Raw genomic sequence first — 18,163 nt, 5'->3', positions numbered from 1 at the left:
AGCTTTAAAAACACGAAAACATGGACAATCCAAAATATAAAATACAAAAAACAGAATTACTATCAGACAATTGGTATATCCTCAATAAAGTTACTGTAGACTACCAAAAAAAAGATAATACCTGGGATACACAAGAAAGAGAAGTTTATGACAGAGGCAATGGTGCTGCTATTTTATTGTACAATCAACACAAAGGAACCGTTATACTAACTAAGCAGTTTAGGCTGCCGACTTATTTAAATGGAAACAAAAGCGGTTTAATGATTGAAGTCTGTGCTGGATTATTAGACGAAGATGATCCCGAAGCATGTATTATTCGTGAAACTGAGGAAGAGACTGGATATCGCCTGCATTCTGTCAAAAAAGTCTTTGAATCGTATATGTCGCCAGGTGCCGTAACCGAAATTTTGCATTTATTTATAGCTGAATACGACCCGAGCATGAAAGTAAATTCGGGCGGGGGGCTTGAACATGAACATGAAGAAATAGATGTTATCGAAATTCCTTTTTTTCAAGCCTATGTCATGATTGAGTCTGGCGAAATAAAAGATGCCAAAACCATTATGCTTCTGCAATATGCAAAAATCCATAATTTGGTTTCATAAAGCTGTATTTAACGTTTAGCAAAACACCTCATTGTCACCGCTAATCTTCCTTTGTATCGATAGGAAAAACAATGGATTTCAATTCTATTGAATCGAATTGGCAATAAAATACCATAAGATTAACGTAATAAAAGAAAGAGGAATTCCAAAACCAATCATCATACTGCATAATCGTGGTTTTAAGCCATAAGATGAAGCTATAATACTGGACGAAATCATCGGAGCCATCGCTGCCTCCATAAGTGATACTTGGATCATCTGTGAATGCTGATCAAGAATAACAACATATAACAAATAAATGATGGCAGGAGTCATTATCAATTTATAAAAAAGTCCTAAGCCCAAAAATTTAAAATGTTTGCTTCTTCTGTCAAAACTCAGCTGCAATCCCACCGAGAGCATTGCAAGCGGTGTCATTACACTACCTATATTTCGCAATCCAAACTGAATATAGTGATGAAAATCAAAATGAAACACATTCATGAAGCATGCCAAAAGGAAAGCAATGAAAGGTGGAAAAAAAACTATTTTTTTAGCAATTTCTACTCCATTAGCGCTTCCATTAGAAAACAAGGTGGCAGCAAAAACACCTAGAGTCGAAAGCACCACAAATGTTCCTGGCTGGTCAACCAGAATTGCCATTTTCAAACCCTCGTCTCCATACAGTGCCTGAATTATGGGAAAACCCAAAAACGAAGTATTGCTGAACCCTGCAGTCATAATCAGGCAGCCAATAAGCTTTCGGGACCATCCATACTTCTGGCCGGCCAAACTGAAAAAAATCCAGGCAGCCGAAAAACTAATCCATGAAACTGCAATAGGATATAATAATTTTGTGTCCAGCTCAATTTTTGGAATATAAAACAAAGCTAATGAAGGAAGACAGAAGTAAATAACAATATAATTTAAACGCTTGTGTATGTCAGCTGGCAAAAAATTTACTTTTTGCAAAAAAAGACCTAGCGATAAGCAGACGAAGATTAAAATAATATTAAACATAATGCAAAGTTGACTGCAAAAATACCATTAATAATCTATTTAATAAATTTCAATTATTTAAAACAAAAAATACCGAAGAAATGAATTTAATTTTTATATTTGCAATAAATTTTATTACAGTATGATTTCGGGTAAGTTTGCCATAACAATTCACATTCTCACTTTACTCTCTAAATTTCCAGATGAATATTTATCATCAGATTTTATAGCTGGAAGTATGAATCTGCATCCCGTTTTGGTTAGAAAAGAAATTGCAAACCTGAAAAAAAACAATATTGTAGAAAGCAAAGAAGGCAAAAACGGAGGTACGCGCTTATTGAAATCAACATCAAAAATCACTTTGGATGATATTTTCAAAATGACTTTTGATACCGTAACATTAGGTTTTTCAAAAAATGAGCCAAATCCAGATTGCCCTATTGGCAGACAAATCAATAAAAATTTAGAGAATTTATATGAAGATATCAACCAGACCATCGGCTCACAGCTGAGCAAAATCACACTGGAAGATTTTTCCAATAAATTTTAGTTCTATTTTTTTGACTAAAACTGTAACATTTTTTATTACTTTTAAATATATAACTATGAAAATCGCTATTATTGGAGCTACGGGATTTGTAGGATCCGCAATTTTAAATGAATTAGCTGGCAGAAACCATGAACTTACTGCTATTGCAAGAACCCCAAAAAATACGTCTGATGCTAAATGGGTGGCTGCCGATATCTTTAATATAGATTCTTTGGCAGAAATATTAAAAGGAAACGATATTGTCATTAATGCCTACAATCCAGGATGGGCTAACCCAAACATCTACAATGATGCTATGGCTGGAGCAAAAGCGATTCAGGAAGCAGTGAAAAAATCAGGTGTGAAACGTTTCATTACCATTGGCGGCGCCGGAAGTTTATATATAGCACCTGGTCTCCAACTGATTGACACACCCGAATTTCCAAAAGAAATATTTGACGGAGCAAACGCTGCTAGACATTATCTTGAAATAATTAAAGAAGAAAAAGAATTAGACTGGGCTTTTTTCAGTCCTGCCATCGAAATGCATCAGGGTACAAAAACCGGCAGAACTGGCAAATACCGTTTAGGGCTAGAAAATCCAGTATTTAACGAAGAACAGCGAAGCATACTTTCAGTCGAAGATTTGGCAGTGGTTATTGCCGACGAAGCTGAAAACCCAAAACACCATCAGGTTCGTTTTACTGCAGCTTATTAATTTACAAGACTCATTAATTCACAAAAAACAGTTTCAAAAGCATTTTTACACTTTTGAAACTGTTTTTGTTTTGATTACTTTTACTTCTCTCAATAAAAACAAAAAACTTTGTCAGTCCATAAATCCAATTCAAGTGCTTTGAACTTAAAATCTGGTGTTTCCCATCAGGAAACAATCAGCTTGAATACTATACGCCAAATCAAGGAAACCAGAAAAAAACAGCCAACAGCCCAAGAATTGATTGAAGGAATTTTGACAGGAAATATAACGGCTCTCAGCCGTGCTATAACATTAATTGAAAGCACTCACCCTACTCATATTGAAAAAGCAACAACAGTAATCAACGGCTGTCTGCCAAATGCTAATAAATCAATCCGAATCGGAATCACAGGAGTTCCAGGCGTTGGCAAAAGCACCTTTATTGAAGCTTTCGGAAAACACTTAACCAGCCAAGGCAAGAAAGTTGCCGTTCTGGCTGTGGATCCCAGCAGTACCATTTCCCACGGGAGTATCCTTGGAGACAAAACCCGAATGGAAGAATTAGTAAAGGATGAAAATGCTTTTATCCGTCCATCGGCATCGGGCGAAACACTGGGCGGTGTAGCCAGAAAAACCAGAGAAACAATAACCCTATGTGAAGCCTGTGGATTTGATATTATTTTAATAGAAACCGTAGGTGTGGGACAAAGCGAAACCGCAGTTCACAGCATGGTCGATTTCTTTTTACTGCTGAAAATAGCTGGTGCAGGAGACGAATTGCAAGGAATTAAAAGAGGTATAATGGAAATGGCCGATGCGGTAGTAATCAACAAAGCAGATGGCGATAACATCAAGAAAACACAACTGACAAAAGTGGAATTTAACAGAGCGCTGCATTTATTTCCACCCAAAAAATCAGGGTGGATTCCAACCGTATCAACCTGCAGTGCATTAACTAAAGAAGGAATCGAAGGAGTTTGGCAGACCATTTCGGATTATACAGAATTGGTACATTCAAATCATTATTTCGCTGAAAAGCGCAAAGAACAAAACCTTTTCTGGATGATAGAAACGATAGATGAGCAGTTAAAAACTCATTTTTATACACAGCCAGATACTATTGAACTGCTAGAATCGACTAAAACTGCTGTCCAAAATAATGAAGTCTCCCCTTTTGCGGCAGCACAAATTTTATTAGACAATTATTTTAAAAAATAAAACTGCAAAAGTTATTTATCAGCTTTTGCAGTTTATATTTTTATCAAAATACCCTTAGACTATTCTTCGTAACGGGCTATTTCTCTGTCGTAAAATTCATTGGCTAGAACAATAAGTCCTTCCATTTCGGCATTCAGTTCTGCTTCATCAAGATCCTCTGCTTCTTCCATAAATTCTACCTCATCGTCTTTTAGATTAATGATAAATCTTGGATAATCCATGTGGATGATAAAAATATCGTCTGGAAAATCAGTATTGTCTCCTAATAAGAATTTTGGTAATTCCATGTGTTTTATTTTTTTATTGTAAGAGTGTAAAAATACGTTTTTTATTGAAACTCTTTTTTTTAAAATGTTTAAAAAAAAACAAAGCTGTTGCGTGACCCTGATATAAGCCTGCCCTTGGACACAATTACACTATATGCTCTTTTTTTTTTTTAGATGTGTCCCAAACGATGGTTCATTCTTGTAGCTCTGGAAAAGAAAAGACAGTTTTTTGCTGTTGTCGTTTTGTTTACTATTTTTTTTCTAAACAGGTATTTAACACCTCTATTATTGGTGTTTAACACCTCTATTGCTGGTGTTTAATACCTCTTTTATTGGTGTTTTAAACCTCTATTGCTGGTGTTTTAAACCTCTATTGTTGGTGTTTAATACCTCTATTACTGGTGTTTTAAATCTCTATTGTTGGTGTTTAATACCTCTATTACTGGTGTTTTAAACCTCTATTGTTGGTGTTTAATATCTCTATTACTGGTGTTTTAAACCTCTATTGTTGGTGTTTAATACCTCTACTATTGGTGTTTAACACCTCTGTTATTGGCTGTTTATACCTCTATTACAGGTGATTTCCAGCTCTTTTTGAGCATATAGCAGTAAAAAAAAGAGGCACATTGGCTGTGGCAGTCAAAAAAAAACCGTCTCTTCTGCATTGAAAAGAGACGATCATTTACCAGTGTCATGAAATTGTTTTAAATCCGTCAGCTGTGTTCTATTTTTCAGCTGTGTCCAACAGCGGGATAAAAGCAGCATTCTTTGTATCCAGATTTGGACACAAAGATACTCTACATTCGGGAACGGGTTTATTTTGAAAATTAATTATATACTTCTAAACCTGGTCATCAGCATGTTCGATCACGCGTTTTTTTTGTCAGATAAGCAAATCTTAGATACAAAAACACTGCCGCCGCACTCAAGCCTGCCAAAAGACCAATCCAGACTCCAACGGCTTTCAAGCCTGTAAATTTCCCCAAATAAAAAGATATTGGAAAACCTACTATCCAATAGGCAACAAATGTAATGTACATAGGAATTTTTACGTCTTGCAAACCCCGCAGCGCACCGAGAACCACCACTTGAATTCCGTCTGAAATTTGAAAAACAGCAGCTATCAGCAGCAGGTTTGATGTAATCATAATAATCTCCTTATTATCCATAACCTGCGCTGGATCGTGCATATTAAGAAATAAATGGGGCAGGAAATTATGGAAAACTACAAATATCAATGCAAAAAATGCTTCGGTAATTATTGCTAATAAAAAGATAGACCGCGCTACTATAATCAAGTTTTTATAATCGCCAGCTCCTCTCGAATGCCCTACTCGAATCATAGCTGTAACACTCAAGCCCATAGCCACCATAAAGGTTGATGAGGCCAGTATAAGCGCTATTTGATTGGCCGCCTGACTGTTTTTTCCTAATGATCCTGAGAGCCAGATTGCTGCAGTAAACAGAGTCACTTCAAACAGCATTTGCAGCGATGAAGGAACACCAATACTGACTATTTTTTTTAATATTGATTTTTTGATTTCTTTAAAAGTGAAATTTTTAAAGAACTTTTTCATGACCGCATTGTGCTTCATCAAGTAATGCATGAAAACGACCATCATGATTCTAGATATCACAGTTCCTAAAGCAGCTCCTGTTACTCCTAATTTTGGAAAAATCCAAAAACCGTAAATCAGTACATAATTAAAAAAAACATGAACCACATTTGTCAAAATAATCGAATACATAGAATATTTAGTCAAAGACAATCCATCGGCAAATTGCTTATACCCCTGATACATTACAACGGGAATTAACGAAAAAGCAACCCAGTCAATATAAGGCGCTGCCAACAGCACTACTGCCTCTGGCTGATCCATAAAATACATTAATTGTTTTGACAGTACTGTTATAATAAATAACGAAACACCTAAAATAGTACAGAGCAGCAAGCCATGATGAAAGGTCGTACGGATTTTTTTATCATTTTTTTCAGCATCAGCCTCAGCAACCAAGGGCGTGATTGCGGTCGAAAATCCTATTCCTATAGCCATAGCCAGAAAAATAAAACTATTACCCAGTGAAACGGCCGCCAGCTCGGTCGAACCCAGGTTTCCTACCATATAATTATCTACAATACCTATCAGCGTGTGACCCAGCATTCCAAGGATTACTGGATAAGCCAGCTTAATATTATAGGCAAATTCATTGGTGTATTGTTTAATCTTCATCATAATTTTATTGAGCCGGCAAAGGTAATTAGAACTAAGTAATTCCATCCATAATTATTTCAAATTATCACAAAAACATACTCGATTAGGAACTCCAAATTATATAAAAATTCAAAATAATTCTATAAACACCCCATCAGACAAGGGTTATACATTTGTAAAATACTCACCACAGTGAGTTCATCACTATATTTTTTACAAACTAAAAATTAAAATTATGAAGGTTACAGAAAAAATTAAAATAGGTCTGGTAATGGCAATCTCAATTCTATTTGCCAATAAATCCAATGCACAAGAAACAACAAGCTCACAAAACTATGATCAGGGATTTCGTCTAGGAATAGGTGTTACAGGCGGATATGCAGTTCACGATCCTTATAAATTAGCCTTAGGTGCCGACGCCCGCTTGCAATATGACTTATCCAAAAGATATTCTTTAACTTTGACCACTGGGTATAGCCGTTTATTTGTAAGCGAAGCCGATGGTGATGACCTTGGATTTGTACCCGCAAAAGTTGGTTTTAAAGCGTTCGTCTGGAACGATCAGTTTTACATCATGGGAGAAGGCGGAGCCGCATTTGTAACTGACCCACATTATCACAATACCTCATTGTTATTGGCACCAAGCATTGGTTATGCCACAAAATACATAGACATTTCGTTGCGTTATGAACACTATAACAATTTGCCAAGATGGAATAATGACGGAAGCTTAGGCAAAGGCGCTGGCCAAGTAGGTGTCCGTGTTGCCTATGGTTTTGATTTGTAGAAACATTCAATTTCTAAAAAATGTGCTGGATTTCAGCACATTTTTTTTGCTTAAAAATTAAATTCCATTTTATATACTGTATTTTTGAGGAGCCTAATCCAGCTGTCCGTTGTAATCTTTTTCAATAACTGCTTTTTTTCTAAGCACTTGCAGGAGCTTCCGCTGGTCGCTCTGCAAGTACAAGAAAAAACAGCCGTTATTTTCAAAAGGATTTCCACTTCCATCTGGGCTAGAGCATTCATTTTCAAAACAATATTTAATGGAAAAATTTACATTAGAACTTCTTTTTCACATCATCGGAATCGGTTCTGCTTCCGGACTTATTTACAAAGACAACAGTCTATTTATCATAGGCGACAACAGCGGATTCCTATACGAATATGCAATTCCTGCTCAAACACTGCAGCAGCATGAAATCATAGAAAATGCCACCGCAAATATTATAAAAAGCGAAAAACCTGATTTTGAAGCTATCACTCATTTTGGAGATAACCTTTACGTTTTTGGTTCGGGTTCTACCCAAAAAAGAAACAGAATGGTTCAAATCGATACACTAAAAAAAGAAATAGTAATCAATGACCTCACCGATCTGTATTCCGTAATGCAGAGTTTTGCCGAAATAAAACCCGAAGATTTTAATATTGAAGGAGCAATTTATACTGGTGAAGAATGGTACTTATTCAACCGGGGTAATGGTGAATCCAACAAAAACGTCATGTTTACTATTCAAGGCAAAAACTTAATCAATGAATTCAATATCCTTTCCAACAGTTATAAACTACCCAAAATAAAAGGAGTCCGAAGCAGTTTTACCGATGCCGTGGCATTAGACGGTAAAATTTATTTTCTGGCAACTGCCGAAAACACTAAATCTACTTATGATGATGGAGAAATCCTGGGAAGCTTCATTGGCTGCATCGATACCAAAACCATGAAAATCGATTTTACCCAAAAAATCAGTGACACTCATAAATTTGAAGGAATAACCGTTTATCAAAACACCGCTGATAAAATTGAATTTTTGCTTTGCGAAGACAATGACACCGAAGTTCTTGAAGCAGATATTTTCAAATTATCTATTCCAAAACGTAAATAAAAAATTATTTTAAAAAATATTTTAACCTCATCCCAACCTTTTTCTCTTTTTCACCCTCTTTAGTAGAAAGATAACGATTGTGATAAACGAAAACTTAATTTCTGACTGCAAAAAAATGCACCGTGATGCTCAGCGCCGCGTGTATGAGCTTATGGCTCCAAAACTGTACCGCACCTGCAAGCGTTACCTAAAGAAAGAAGAAGAAATAGAAGAAGCCTTGGCCGATGCTTTCTATACTATTTTCACAAAACTCGATCAGCTCAAAGAGTTTGGCGCTTTTGAAGCCTGGTCCCGAAAAATTACGGTAAATCATTGTTTGGCAGCCATCAAGAAAAGAACCAATTTCAACTTGTATCTCGATGATGTCAAAACCATTTCACAGCCATTTACAGATGAAGTAACTGAGCTTGAGGAAGAAGATTTACTCAATTTGCTAAATCATATTCCTGACGGCTGTAAGACGATTTTTAATCTTTTTGTTATCGAAGGTTTCAGTCACAAAGAAATTGCAGCAATGCTTAACATTTCCGAAGGCACTTCGAAATCACAATTGAATGCTTCGAAAACTAAGCTCAAAGAGTTAGTAAACAATCTGTATTACCAAAAAGCGAAATAGTCATGGACAATCAAGATAAAATATTCAACAAAATAAAAAATGCTTCGCAAAAAGCAGAAGAGAAAGACTTTCCTGCCTTCGAAAAAGTATGGACGCGTGTAGAAGAAAAACTCGATAAAAAAGAAGATAAAAAAACAATTATTCTATGGAAAAAGCTGGCAATTGTTGCTTCACTCCTGTTGTTTTTTTCATTGGGTTATCAGTTTTTCAAAACAGATTCAGAAATAATCACCCCAAAAAAAACGATGGAAAACAACGTGGTTATTGAAGAAAAAAAAGATACCAATACTGCTTCAAAACCTTCAGGAAATATCAAACCAGATGCGGTTAGTATTCTAAAAGAACAAATTGAAAATCCTGTTGCCGTTACTGAAGAAACAACTATTCAAACATCTATTGCTAAATCAGATGCAATTACAACTGCTCAAGAAGACAATAACGTTTTAAATGAAGTAGTAACTGGTTACGGAACTCAAAAAAAATCATCTTTAACTAGTTCTGAATCTACTGTTATTAAAGACGACGATTTAAAACAAAAAGACCTCAATAGTAATCAAGCCCTTCAAGGAAGAGTTGCTGGAGTTCAAATCTCAAACAATCCAGGATACCTAAGTTCTGAACATTATTATTCAACTGATAAAACCCAATTCATTCCAAAAAACGAAGCAATCGTTATGGAAGACAAGAATGCTAAAATCACATCTACTTACGATGCAACAAATAGAACAATTACTGGAATAGTTACTGACGAAAACAACACACCATTACCTGGAGTTAATGTCATGATAAAAGGGACAAAACAAGTAGTTGCAACTGACTTTGACGGAAAATTCAATATCAAAGCAGAAAAAGGAGATGAACTTGTTTTTCTATTTATAGGTTTTGACAATAAATATGCAACCGTCGAAAAATCAGATATACTGAATATTAAAATGCGATCTTCGAGCCAAACATTAAACGAAATTGTAGTAGTGGGCTACGGAACATCAAAAAAGAAAACAGCAGTACCTTTAGCAAAACAAAAAAACAAAGAGAAATCTAATCCAAATTCTAAAAGGAATTCAACTGAAAATAATATAGGCTTTATAGATGAAATTATTCAAGCGGGTGAAAAAGAATTTGGTATTAACAACCAGCCACTGCTATATTTAAATGGTTATGAAATTTCGAAGAAAAAATTAAACACTATTGATTTTAATGAATTTGAAACAATTGGAGTTATCAAAACCAATGATGCATTAAAGGCATTTGGCCATAAAGGTAAAAACGGAGCCATTATGATAACTTCCAAAAATCCTACGGATAATGAGCGGAAAAAAATTGAGAAACTGGAAGATAAATTAGATGAAAAAAATGCTGATTATGATGACTTAGATTTTAAAGAAGATTTAGAAGATTACACATCATTTATAGAAAATCAATTCGAAAGTCCAAAAGCAGCACCATTATCTACCTTCTCGATTGATGTTGACAATGCTTCTTATACCAATGTAAGACGCTTTATAAACAATGGAGAAACGGTTCCAAAAGACGCTGTAAGAGTCGAAGAAATGATGAATTTCTTTAAATATAAATATCCGCAGCCACAAGAGCAGCATCCATTTTCGATTAATACCGAATACAGTGAATGTCCTTGGAATCCAAAGCACCAATTATTAAAAATTGGTTTGCAGGGAAAAAATATCCCAACGGATAATTTACCTGCTTCCAATTTTGTTTTCCTTATCGACGTTTCAGGTTCTATGAGTGATGCCAATAAATTACCATTACTTAAACAGTCAATGAAAATTCTGGTAAACGAACTCCGAAAAAAAGACAAAGTAGCGATTGTAGTGTATGCGGGAGCTGCAGGAATGGTTTTGCCTCCAACATCGGGCGATGAAAAGAAAACTATAATCGATGCTTTAGAAAACCTCAATGCTGGCGGAAGCACGGCAGGTGGTGCCGGAATAGAATTGGCTTATAAATTGGCCGAAGAAAACTTCATCAAAGGAGGAAACAATAGAGTAATTCTGGCTACAGATGGCGATTTTAATGTAGGTGCTTCATCTAATACTGATATGCAGACATTAATTGAACAAAAAAGGAAATCGGGCGTATTCCTGACTTGTCTGGGTTACGGAATGGGAAATTACAAAGACAGTAAAATGGAAACGTTATCCGATAAAGGGAATGGAAATTATGCCTATATCGACAATATTCAGGAAGCCAATCGTTTCTTGGGAAAAGAATTCAAAGGTTCTATGTTTGCTATCGCCAAAGATGTAAAAATTCAAATCGAATTCAATCCAAAACAGGTACAGGCCTATCGATTGATTGGCTACGAAAACAGAAAACTACGCCCAGAAGATTTTACCAACGATGCTATTGATGCCGGAGAATTGGGAAGCGGACATACCGTTACTGCTTTGTATGAAGTGATTCCAACAGGCATAAAAAGTGAGTTCCTAAACAATCAGCCCGATTTGAAATATACCAAAAACAGTTCAAATGAAAATGACTATTCGGATGAACTGGCGACGATAAAATTCCGCTATAAAAAACCAGATGGAGACAAAAGTATTGAAATGGTTAAAGTGATTGAAAACAAATCAATTCCGTTGAAAAACTCATCGGACGATTTCAAATTCAGTACTGCTGTAGCTTGGTTTGGATTGAAATTAAGAGATTCCAATCTGGTTCCGAATAAAGCTACGGAAGATATTAAAAAATTAGCCCAAGAAGGATTATCCAATGATGAAGACGGTTATAAAGCTGAGTTTATCCGATTGGTGGAAACTGTGAAATAGTTTTTAGACCTAACAGGTTTCAAAAACCTGTTAGGTCTTTTTTATATTTAATTTTTTGAATTAAAAACTAACTTCTACTAAAAAGAAGTGTTTGAATAATTATATCTATTCAACATAATAAAAATAGTTTCAATTGCCTCCAGCTTTAGCTGGAGTAAAACAAATCAATATAATATTGGCTTTAGCCGAATTGCATATTTTTTTGGCTAAAGCCATATAAAACATTCTATTTAACTCCAGCTAAAGCTGGAGACAATTCATTTTTGAAAACAGAATACAAAAAAGGCACAGATAATTTAGATTATATTTCGTTTAGTAAGAAAATAGTTTTTTAAATATAATTAAAACTTCTACCCAAACAAATACCTTAACTTTGTTATTAAACAAAGAGAAAACAAAATGAACGACTTAAAAAATAAAAATGCACTGATTACTGGTGCTGGAAAAGGAATTGGAAAAGCAATTGCATTGGCTTTGGCCAAAGAAGGAGTTAATGTAATTTTATTGGCTAGAACACAAGAGGAAATTGACAATGTAGCTGCAAAAGCACGTTCTTTGAGAGTGAAAGCATTAGCTGTAACTGCTGATGTTGCCGATATCAACTCGGTAAATACTGCCGTGGAGAAAGCTTTATCTGAATTCGGATCGATTGATATCTTAATCAACAATGCAGGAATTGCTGCTTTTGGTAATTTTCTGGAATTGGAACCAGAAGCTTGGGAGCGTATCATTCAGGTAAACTTAATGGGAACTTATTATGTAACCCGCGCCGTTCTTCCAAATATGATTGAAAGACAAACCGGTGACATTATCAATATTTCCTCAACAGCCGGATTAAACGGAAATGCGCTGACCAGTGCTTACAGTGCTTCAAAATTTGCTGTTTTAGGTTTGACTGATTCTTTGATGCAGGAAGTACGCAAACACAATATTCGTGTTACGGCTTTAACACCAAGCACCGTTGCCACCGACTTGGCAAAAGAATTGAAACTTACAGACGGTAATCCCGACAAAGTAATGCAGTCAGAAGATGTTGCAGAATTAATTATTGCCCAGCTAAAACTCAACCGACGCGTATTTATCAAAAATAGCAGTATTTGGTCAACTAATCCTTAAAAGAACTTAATATCAATGCTAGACCTAACAGGTTTTTTAAAACCTGTTAGGTCTTAATCAACTATCGTATAAATACAAAAATTGCACTAATTTATACCAAACAATTCGTGTAAATTAGTGCAATTCGTGTTTATTGATATTTCTTAATTTTTTAAACCTCAACATTCAAACCCGAGACCGTAGGTCGAACTGACGAAGTAAACTCCATGCGGACACTTCCATCTTCATCGATTTTTGTCAGATTTATTTCGTGCAGTGTATTTACCAATTCTGGATTCCACGGTGTTTTTACTTTTACGTAATTCTCTGTAAAACCATGAATATATCCTTCTTTATTTTCACTTTCAAAAAGTACTGTTCTTTTTGTTCCCAGCTGGCTTTCATAAAAAGCACGTCGTTTTTTGACCGATAAACCACGTAACATTTTACTGCGTTTTGCACGAACGTTATTTGGAATAACATTTTCCATTGCCGCGGCTTCAGTATTATCTCTCTCCGAATAGGTAAAAACATGCAGATACGAAATATCCATTTCGTTCAGGAAATGATAAGTTTCAAGGAAATGTTCATCGGTTTCGCCTGGAAAACCAACAATCACATCCACTCCTATACAAGCGTGCGGCATAACCTCGCGAATCTTATTGACCCTTTCGGTATAAACTTCACGCAGATAACGGCGCTTCATCAATTTCAGAATATCATTGCTTCCTGATTGCAGCGGAATATGAAAATGCGGTACAAAAGTTCTGCTTTTCGAAACAAATTCTATTGTTTCGTTCTTTAGTAAATTAGGTTCTATCGATGAAATTCGCAAACGTTCAATTCCTTCCACTTTATCCAAAGCCTGAACCAGTTCCAAAAATGTATGTTCGTGTTTTTTATTGCCAAATTCTCCTTTTCCGTAATCGCCGATATTGACACCGGTCAGGACAATTTCCTTGATATTCTGCTTCGAAATTTCGTAGGCATTTTTCAAGACATTTTCCAGTTCATCACTTCGGGAAATCCCTCTTGCTAATGGAATTGTACAGTATGTACATTTATAATCGCAGCCATCCTGCACTTTAAGGAAAGCACGGGTTCTATCTCCTATCGAATAACTGCCAACATAAAAATCGGCTTCGGCTATTTCACAGGAATGTACTTCGCCAAAATCATTTTTCGATAAATCATTGATATAATCTGCTAATTTGAATTTTTCTGTAGCTCCAAGAACTAGATCTACTCCATCAACATCGGCTAATTCTTCGGGCTTTAGCTGTGCATAGCATCCAACTGCAGCGACAAAGGCCTTGTCATTCAGCTTCATCGCCTTACGCACTACTTGTTTGAACTGCTTATCGGCATTCTCTGTAACCGAACAGGTGTTGATTACATACATATCGGCTACTTCCTCAAAATCTACGCGATCAAAACCTTCATCTTCTAAATTTCGGGCGATTGTAGATGTCTCCGAAAAATTCAATTTACACCCAAGCGTGTAAAAAGCCACTTTTTTTCTATTCTCCATAAATTACCTTAAATTAATGAAATCGTTGTCAAAAATTTAAGTGCGCAAATTTACAAACAAAAATCTACACTATAAAGCTGTTGATTATTTATATTCATTTACTTTTAAAGAGTTCTGGCAGTAAAAAAGCAATAAATCTTATACTATTACGTTCATAAATCCAAAATCAGAAGTCAATTTTGATTTGAGTTCTTTTCAGTATTTTTCTTGAAAACATTACGCGAAAAATTTTCTGAAAAGAACTGTATCACATTCAATTAAGTCTTGCAAACAAAAGGTTCATACAGTTTAAAATTATTATTTTTCATCCTAAGGTTTTGTTCGTATTCATTTAAATATTAATTTCACGATTCCAAAAACAGTTATGGCACATGCTTTAAAATATACCAGATAAAGCTACATGTAACCTATATACAGCAATTCAAAAAAAATCTAATTATTTTTTAAAAATAATTCAGAGAAAAGTAATATTGTAAGACTTTGTCTGTTTATGATAATGATTATTACAATTACATTTCATGCTGTAGGCATTGGCTGTTTTTTGAAATATACTTTGGAGCAAAAACTAAATTTTAAACAATAAAAAATGGGATCGCCGAAAACCATAAAGAGTAGGTCAATAATAAATAAACATACAAACAAAAAAATGAAATCATTCTGCCTCACAATCTCCCTACTATTTATTACGCTATGCTCACAGGGTCAAAATGCTCCTGTAATAGCTACTAAAAATCCTTTTCCAACAATTAGTACACTGACAGCTTGGGCCAGCTACAACTCTCAGGAAAAATTCAACCTTGATATTAGAGCATTAGGTTTTAAATTTGAAGAAAAATCAGTCGAAACGGCCTCAACATCTTACACTTATATCCGTAAAGTTTCGGTGGAGAACATCAATTATACTGACAGAATTGTTTATAGAATTGCTAATGACAATTCGGCCAGCATTATTTCATTAGTTACTGCGTCTACTGATCTGGTTTCTTTTTACACCCCTCAATTGGCAGGTTATAAAACAGGAAAATGTGATAACGAAATGTCTAAAGACAAAAAAACAACCTGTACTTGTTATGACAATGGCAAATTTGTAATTGATGTATGTGACGAAAGAGTGAAACTAACAATGGGTGACGGAAATAACTATTTTATTTCGGTTGCAAAAAAATAAGCTTTCATTTCATAAAAAAAACCGTTCCGAAAATAAATTGGAACGGTTTTTTTATGAAATAAAACCAGTTATAGTTTTGGGTTTTTCATCGAATACCAAACTTCTTCTTCCCCATCATATTCAAAAGAATTAATATATTGCATTCCTATTTTTTCTAAAATACGTCTGGAATTGACATTCGCCATATCGGCATAAGCATAAAGAGCATCAATTTTCATTTCATCAAAAGCAAAATCTATAAATGCTAAACCAGCCTCTGTAGCGTAGCCCTTTCCCCAATGCTTTTGAATAAAACGATAGCCAATTTCATAAAAATCCTGATGGTTATTTATAGAATCGGTAATTAACTTTATACCTGACCAGCCAATAAATTCATTCGTATCTTTAAGAATGACTGCCCAGCGCCCAATTCCATTTTCAGCATACTGTTTTCTGATATTTTCAATCATCTGTCTGGACTCATCTATATGTTTTATAGGTTTTTTACCCAGAAATTTATGAACCTCAGAATTTGAATCTAACTCAAACATGCCTAAATCATCCGTTGGCAATAATTCTCTCAAAATCAGCCTGTCGGTTTCCAAATGAGTTTTCATTAGTTCAAAATAAATCGCTCAATCACTTCGGCTACACCATGGTTATTATTAGAGGCTACAATAATACTTGCTTTATGCCTCAATTCGGGAGTTACATTGTCTACCCAAACTCCCAAGCCTGCATATTCAATCATTGTTAGATCATTGCCAGCGTTTCCAACGGCAATAATTTCATTTTGATGAATATTTAATTTTTCAGCCAGTTTTTTTAAGCTATATGCTTTATCAATTCCCTGCTGGGCAACTTCCAGGAAAAACGGTTTAGACATAGATACGCTCAAATGTGGCATCGCCAATTTTAAATCATTCTCTACTGTTTTTAAATAAGAAGGTTCTTCCAGTAAAATACATTTTACAGCATTTGTAAGAACTGCATCTTTAAAGCTATGTACTTTATTATGAACCAAACCCGTAATATTCTTTTCTATTTCAATATACTCACAATCTGTCTCGCTGACAATCTGATCATTTACATAGGTAATAATATGTGTTTTGCTTTTCAAGCTGTAATCATACAATTCATGAATTTGATCTTTAGTCAAAGTTTGTTCGAAAAGAATCGTATTCTCCTTCAAATCAGTAATTACTGCTCCATTGTATGACAGCATAAACGAATTATAGAAATCCATTTTCAATTCTTTGGCATACGCTGTCATTGCCGAAGTAGGTCTGCCAGAAGCTAAAACCACATAAACTCCCTTCTCTTGAGCTTTAAAAATCATTTCTTTATTCTCATCGGATATGGTGTGATTGTCTGTCAGCAGCGTATCGTCCATATCCAAGACAATCATTTTGTATTTTGTTTGTTTCATTATATTATTCATTATAAAAAAACCTTGACACTAAAAAAGTTTCAAGGCTGTAAAAATTAGTTTCAAATAATTGAATTAAATGCTTAACCTGAATTCCTCAATAACCGGATTTGCTTTTGCAAAATCAGTTTCCTGAATAAATACCTCAACAGCCGAGTCCGAATTTGGAAAACCAGACATTCTCGCCGATTGAATATTATTCTTGATTGATGTTTCCACTCCAGCCTCTTCAATTTTTTTTTGGAGTGCCAAAGCTAAAATTTCACTTCCCGAAAATACTTTCATTAGTCCCATGATTCTTTATTTATTAAATTATTATATCATTCTTTAAGCAAAAAAAACGAATTAAATATTGTTTTTTTATCTGCAAAAGCTATTCCTCCTCATCATCAATTTCCTCATCTTCTTCGTCAAAATCATCGACAGCATGAAAAACTGATTCTTCTTCATCTAAATCCTCTTCGTCTTCATCTTCATATTCCTCTTCAAAATCAAAGACATACGGTTCTACTAATATTTTATCGGCTAATAGTTCAATTCTATCTGTAATCTTATCGGTAAAAACCAGCCGCTGTGTCTTGGCAATGCTGTTCGAAATTCGGGTGATTTTTGTTTCGTGGCGTAATTTCAAAATCGAATCGGCATCATCAATAATAAACATTTTTAAGCGGTTTACATTATAGCCAGCGGTAGAAAACATGTCACTTAATTTTGCCGGAGTTCCAATAAGCACATCAATACCAGCCGAAATGTAGTTTTTATCATAATCCATATCTCCTCTTTCGTGAACGCCATATACTCTCAAATTGGTAAACTTTCCAAAATTTTCGAAAAGCTCTTCCATTTCAAGAACTTTTGCCTTGTTTTCTACGAAGATTAATGCACGGGGTGATTCTTCTCCTTCACAAACCAGCTGCTGTATAACATTGATAACTATAGTTGCTGTTTTTCCAGAACCTTTTGAAGAAGCAATGATGGCATCAGCTCCGCTTTTTATAGTCGAAAAAGTCTCTTTTTGTATCTCATTAGCTTCTGTCAGCCCGTTATCAATTAAGGCTTCCTGCAATACTTGATTTATTTTTTTTAATTTCATTTTTTAAGATTAAAAAAATTAAAAGATTTAAAAATTAAAAGATAAAAACAGATGTCAAGTCTTTAAATTATTAA

18 protein-coding genes are annotated in these 18,163 nt (G+C 34.9%); 10 read left to right on the top strand and 8 right to left on the bottom strand.

The annotated features are described in order from the left end of the window. Positions 1-20: 20 nt before the first annotated feature. Positions 21-605: a GDP-mannose pyrophosphatase NudK gene (gene nudK, locus ABEG11_RS10480; protein ID WP_348824115.1), complete on the top strand. Its 585-nt coding sequence runs from the start codon at positions 21-23 to the stop codon at positions 603-605. A gap of 84 nt (positions 606-689) precedes the next feature. Here nudK and ABEG11_RS10475 read toward each other — a convergent pair whose 3' ends face one another. Further along, positions 690-1,604: an AEC family transporter gene (locus ABEG11_RS10475; RefSeq protein ID WP_348824114.1), complete on the bottom strand. Its 915-nt coding sequence runs from the start codon at positions 1,602-1,604 to the stop codon at positions 690-692. 121 nt (positions 1,605-1,725) lie between these two features. Here ABEG11_RS10475 and ABEG11_RS10470 point away from each other — a divergent pair, with 121 nt between their 5' ends. From ABEG11_RS10470 to meaB, 3 genes are all read left to right on the top strand, one after another. Beyond that, on the top strand, positions 1,726-2,133 hold the full coding sequence (locus ABEG11_RS10470) for an RrF2 family transcriptional regulator (RefSeq protein WP_348824113.1): 408 nt from the start codon (positions 1,726-1,728) through the stop codon (positions 2,131-2,133). 55 nt (positions 2,134-2,188) lie between these two features. After that, a complete protein-coding gene (locus ABEG11_RS10465; protein WP_348824112.1) occupies positions 2,189-2,830 on the top strand; it encodes an NAD(P)-dependent oxidoreductase in 642 nt (213 codons plus the stop codon). A 108-nt stretch (positions 2,831-2,938) separates the two neighbouring features. Next, the gene (gene meaB / locus ABEG11_RS10460; protein ID WP_348824111.1) at positions 2,939-4,027 is read left to right on the top strand and encodes a methylmalonyl Co-A mutase-associated GTPase MeaB; all 1,089 of its coding nucleotides are present in this window, start codon (positions 2,939-2,941) and stop codon (positions 4,025-4,027) included. A gap of 59 nt (positions 4,028-4,086) precedes the next feature. Here the strand turns inward: meaB and ABEG11_RS10455 are convergent, their stop codons facing one another. Continuing rightward, positions 4,087-4,314 (bottom strand): DUF8828 family protein, encoded by a 228-nt coding sequence (locus tag ABEG11_RS10455; protein WP_115813384.1) that lies wholly within the window; start codon positions 4,312-4,314, stop codon positions 4,087-4,089. Positions 4,315-5,147: 833 nt separating this feature from the next. Then, complete coding sequence (locus tag ABEG11_RS10450; protein ID WP_348824232.1) at positions 5,148-6,524, bottom strand: MATE family efflux transporter; 1,377 nt, start codon at positions 6,522-6,524, stop codon at positions 5,148-5,150. A 217-nt stretch (positions 6,525-6,741) separates the two neighbouring features. Here ABEG11_RS10450 and ABEG11_RS10445 point away from each other — a divergent pair, with 217 nt between their 5' ends. The 5 genes from ABEG11_RS10445 to ABEG11_RS10425 all read left to right on the top strand — a co-directional run bounded on the left by ABEG11_RS10445 (position 6,742) and on the right by ABEG11_RS10425 (position 12,910). Further along, entirely contained in the window at positions 6,742-7,293 is a 552-nt protein-coding gene (locus ABEG11_RS10445) for a hypothetical protein (RefSeq protein ID WP_348824110.1), read from the top strand. A 259-nt stretch (positions 7,294-7,552) separates the two neighbouring features. Then, the gene (locus tag ABEG11_RS10440) at positions 7,553-8,389 is read left to right on the top strand and encodes a DUF6929 family protein (protein ID WP_348824109.1); all 837 of its coding nucleotides are present in this window, start codon (positions 7,553-7,555) and stop codon (positions 8,387-8,389) included. Between the two features lie 115 nt (positions 8,390-8,504). Next, complete coding sequence (locus ABEG11_RS10435) at positions 8,505-9,005, top strand: RNA polymerase sigma factor (RefSeq protein ID WP_348824231.1); 501 nt, start codon at positions 8,505-8,507, stop codon at positions 9,003-9,005. Between the two features lie 674 nt (positions 9,006-9,679). Then, a complete protein-coding gene (locus tag ABEG11_RS10430; protein ID WP_435302840.1) occupies positions 9,680-11,794 on the top strand; it encodes a vWA domain-containing protein in 2,115 nt (704 codons plus the stop codon). Between the two features lie 399 nt (positions 11,795-12,193). Continuing rightward, entirely contained in the window at positions 12,194-12,910 is a 717-nt protein-coding gene (locus ABEG11_RS10425; RefSeq protein WP_348824107.1) for a 3-ketoacyl-ACP reductase, read from the top strand. Between the two features lie 151 nt (positions 12,911-13,061). On the opposite strand, the gene mtaB is transcribed toward ABEG11_RS10425, so the two are convergent. Next, the gene (gene mtaB, locus ABEG11_RS10420; RefSeq protein WP_348824106.1) at positions 13,062-14,420 is read right to left on the bottom strand and encodes a tRNA (N(6)-L-threonylcarbamoyladenosine(37)-C(2))-methylthiotransferase MtaB; all 1,359 of its coding nucleotides are present in this window, start codon (positions 14,418-14,420) and stop codon (positions 13,062-13,064) included. 646 nt (positions 14,421-15,066) lie between these two features. Here mtaB and ABEG11_RS10415 point away from each other — a divergent pair. Then, positions 15,067-15,588 (top strand): hypothetical protein, encoded by a 522-nt coding sequence (locus ABEG11_RS10415; RefSeq protein ID WP_348824105.1) that lies wholly within the window; start codon positions 15,067-15,069, stop codon positions 15,586-15,588. 68 nt (positions 15,589-15,656) lie between these two features. On the opposite strand, the gene ABEG11_RS10410 is transcribed toward ABEG11_RS10415, so the two are convergent. From ABEG11_RS10410 to ABEG11_RS10395, 4 genes are all read right to left on the bottom strand, one after another. After that, complete coding sequence (locus ABEG11_RS10410) at positions 15,657-16,184, bottom strand: GNAT family N-acetyltransferase (RefSeq protein ID WP_348824104.1); 528 nt, start codon at positions 16,182-16,184, stop codon at positions 15,657-15,659. Further along, positions 16,184-16,996, bottom strand: coding sequence for a Cof-type HAD-IIB family hydrolase (locus ABEG11_RS10405; RefSeq protein ID WP_348824103.1), 813 nt, complete (start codon positions 16,994-16,996; stop codon positions 16,184-16,186). Before ABEG11_RS10405 ends, ABEG11_RS10410 begins: the two co-directional genes overlap by 1 nt. Positions 16,997-17,071: 75 nt before the next feature. After that, entirely contained in the window at positions 17,072-17,290 is a 219-nt protein-coding gene (locus tag ABEG11_RS10400; RefSeq protein ID WP_348824102.1) for a putative signal transducing protein, read from the bottom strand. A gap of 79 nt (positions 17,291-17,369) precedes the next feature. After that, complete coding sequence (locus ABEG11_RS10395; RefSeq protein ID WP_348824101.1) at positions 17,370-18,089, bottom strand: DEAD/DEAH box helicase; 720 nt, start codon at positions 18,087-18,089, stop codon at positions 17,370-17,372. Positions 18,090-18,163 lie beyond the last annotated feature (74 nt).

This window comes from Flavobacterium aestuarii (genome assembly GCF_040049115.1).
Classification (GTDB): domain Bacteria; phylum Bacteroidota; class Bacteroidia; order Flavobacteriales; family Flavobacteriaceae; genus Flavobacterium; species Flavobacterium aestuarii.
The sequence above is the reverse complement of the archived record's forward strand: the minus strand, read 5'-3'. Positions and strand labels throughout refer to the sequence as shown.

Excerpts from the sequence above, each read along its gene's own strand:
- nudK (WP_348824115.1), top strand. The coding sequence starts at position 21 with ATGGACAATCCAAAATATAAAATACAAAAAACAGAATTACTATCAGAC.
- ABEG11_RS10475 (WP_348824114.1), bottom strand. The coding sequence starts at position 1,604 with ATGTTTAATATTATTTTAATCTTCGTCTGCTTATCGCTAGGTCTTTTT.
- ABEG11_RS10470 (WP_348824113.1), top strand. The coding sequence starts at position 1,726 with ATGATTTCGGGTAAGTTTGCCATAACAATTCACATTCTCACTTTACTC.
- ABEG11_RS10465 (WP_348824112.1), top strand. The coding sequence starts at position 2,189 with ATGAAAATCGCTATTATTGGAGCTACGGGATTTGTAGGATCCGCAATT.
- ABEG11_RS10455 (WP_115813384.1), bottom strand. The coding sequence starts at position 4,314 with ATGGAATTACCAAAATTCTTATTAGGAGACAATACTGATTTTCCAGAC.
- ABEG11_RS10450 (WP_348824232.1), bottom strand. The coding sequence starts at position 6,524 with ATGAAGATTAAACAATACACCAATGAATTTGCCTATAATATTAAGCTG.
- ABEG11_RS10445 (WP_348824110.1), top strand. The coding sequence starts at position 6,742 with ATGAAGGTTACAGAAAAAATTAAAATAGGTCTGGTAATGGCAATCTCA.
- ABEG11_RS10440 (WP_348824109.1), top strand. The coding sequence starts at position 7,553 with ATGGAAAAATTTACATTAGAACTTCTTTTTCACATCATCGGAATCGGT.
- ABEG11_RS10435 (WP_348824231.1), top strand. The coding sequence starts at position 8,505 with ATGCACCGTGATGCTCAGCGCCGCGTGTATGAGCTTATGGCTCCAAAA.
- ABEG11_RS10430 (WP_435302840.1), top strand. The coding sequence starts at position 9,680 with ATGGAAGACAAGAATGCTAAAATCACATCTACTTACGATGCAACAAAT.
- ABEG11_RS10425 (WP_348824107.1), top strand. The coding sequence starts at position 12,194 with ATGAACGACTTAAAAAATAAAAATGCACTGATTACTGGTGCTGGAAAA.
- mtaB (WP_348824106.1), bottom strand. The coding sequence starts at position 14,420 with ATGGAGAATAGAAAAAAAGTGGCTTTTTACACGCTTGGGTGTAAATTG.
- ABEG11_RS10415 (WP_348824105.1), top strand. The coding sequence starts at position 15,067 with ATGAAATCATTCTGCCTCACAATCTCCCTACTATTTATTACGCTATGC.
- ABEG11_RS10410 (WP_348824104.1), bottom strand. The coding sequence starts at position 16,184 with ATGAAAACTCATTTGGAAACCGACAGGCTGATTTTGAGAGAATTATTG.
- ABEG11_RS10405 (WP_348824103.1), bottom strand. The coding sequence starts at position 16,996 with ATGAAACAAACAAAATACAAAATGATTGTCTTGGATATGGACGATACG.
- ABEG11_RS10400 (WP_348824102.1), bottom strand. The coding sequence starts at position 17,290 with ATGGGACTAATGAAAGTATTTTCGGGAAGTGAAATTTTAGCTTTGGCA.
- ABEG11_RS10395 (WP_348824101.1), bottom strand. The coding sequence starts at position 18,089 with ATGAAATTAAAAAAAATAAATCAAGTATTGCAGGAAGCCTTAATTGAT.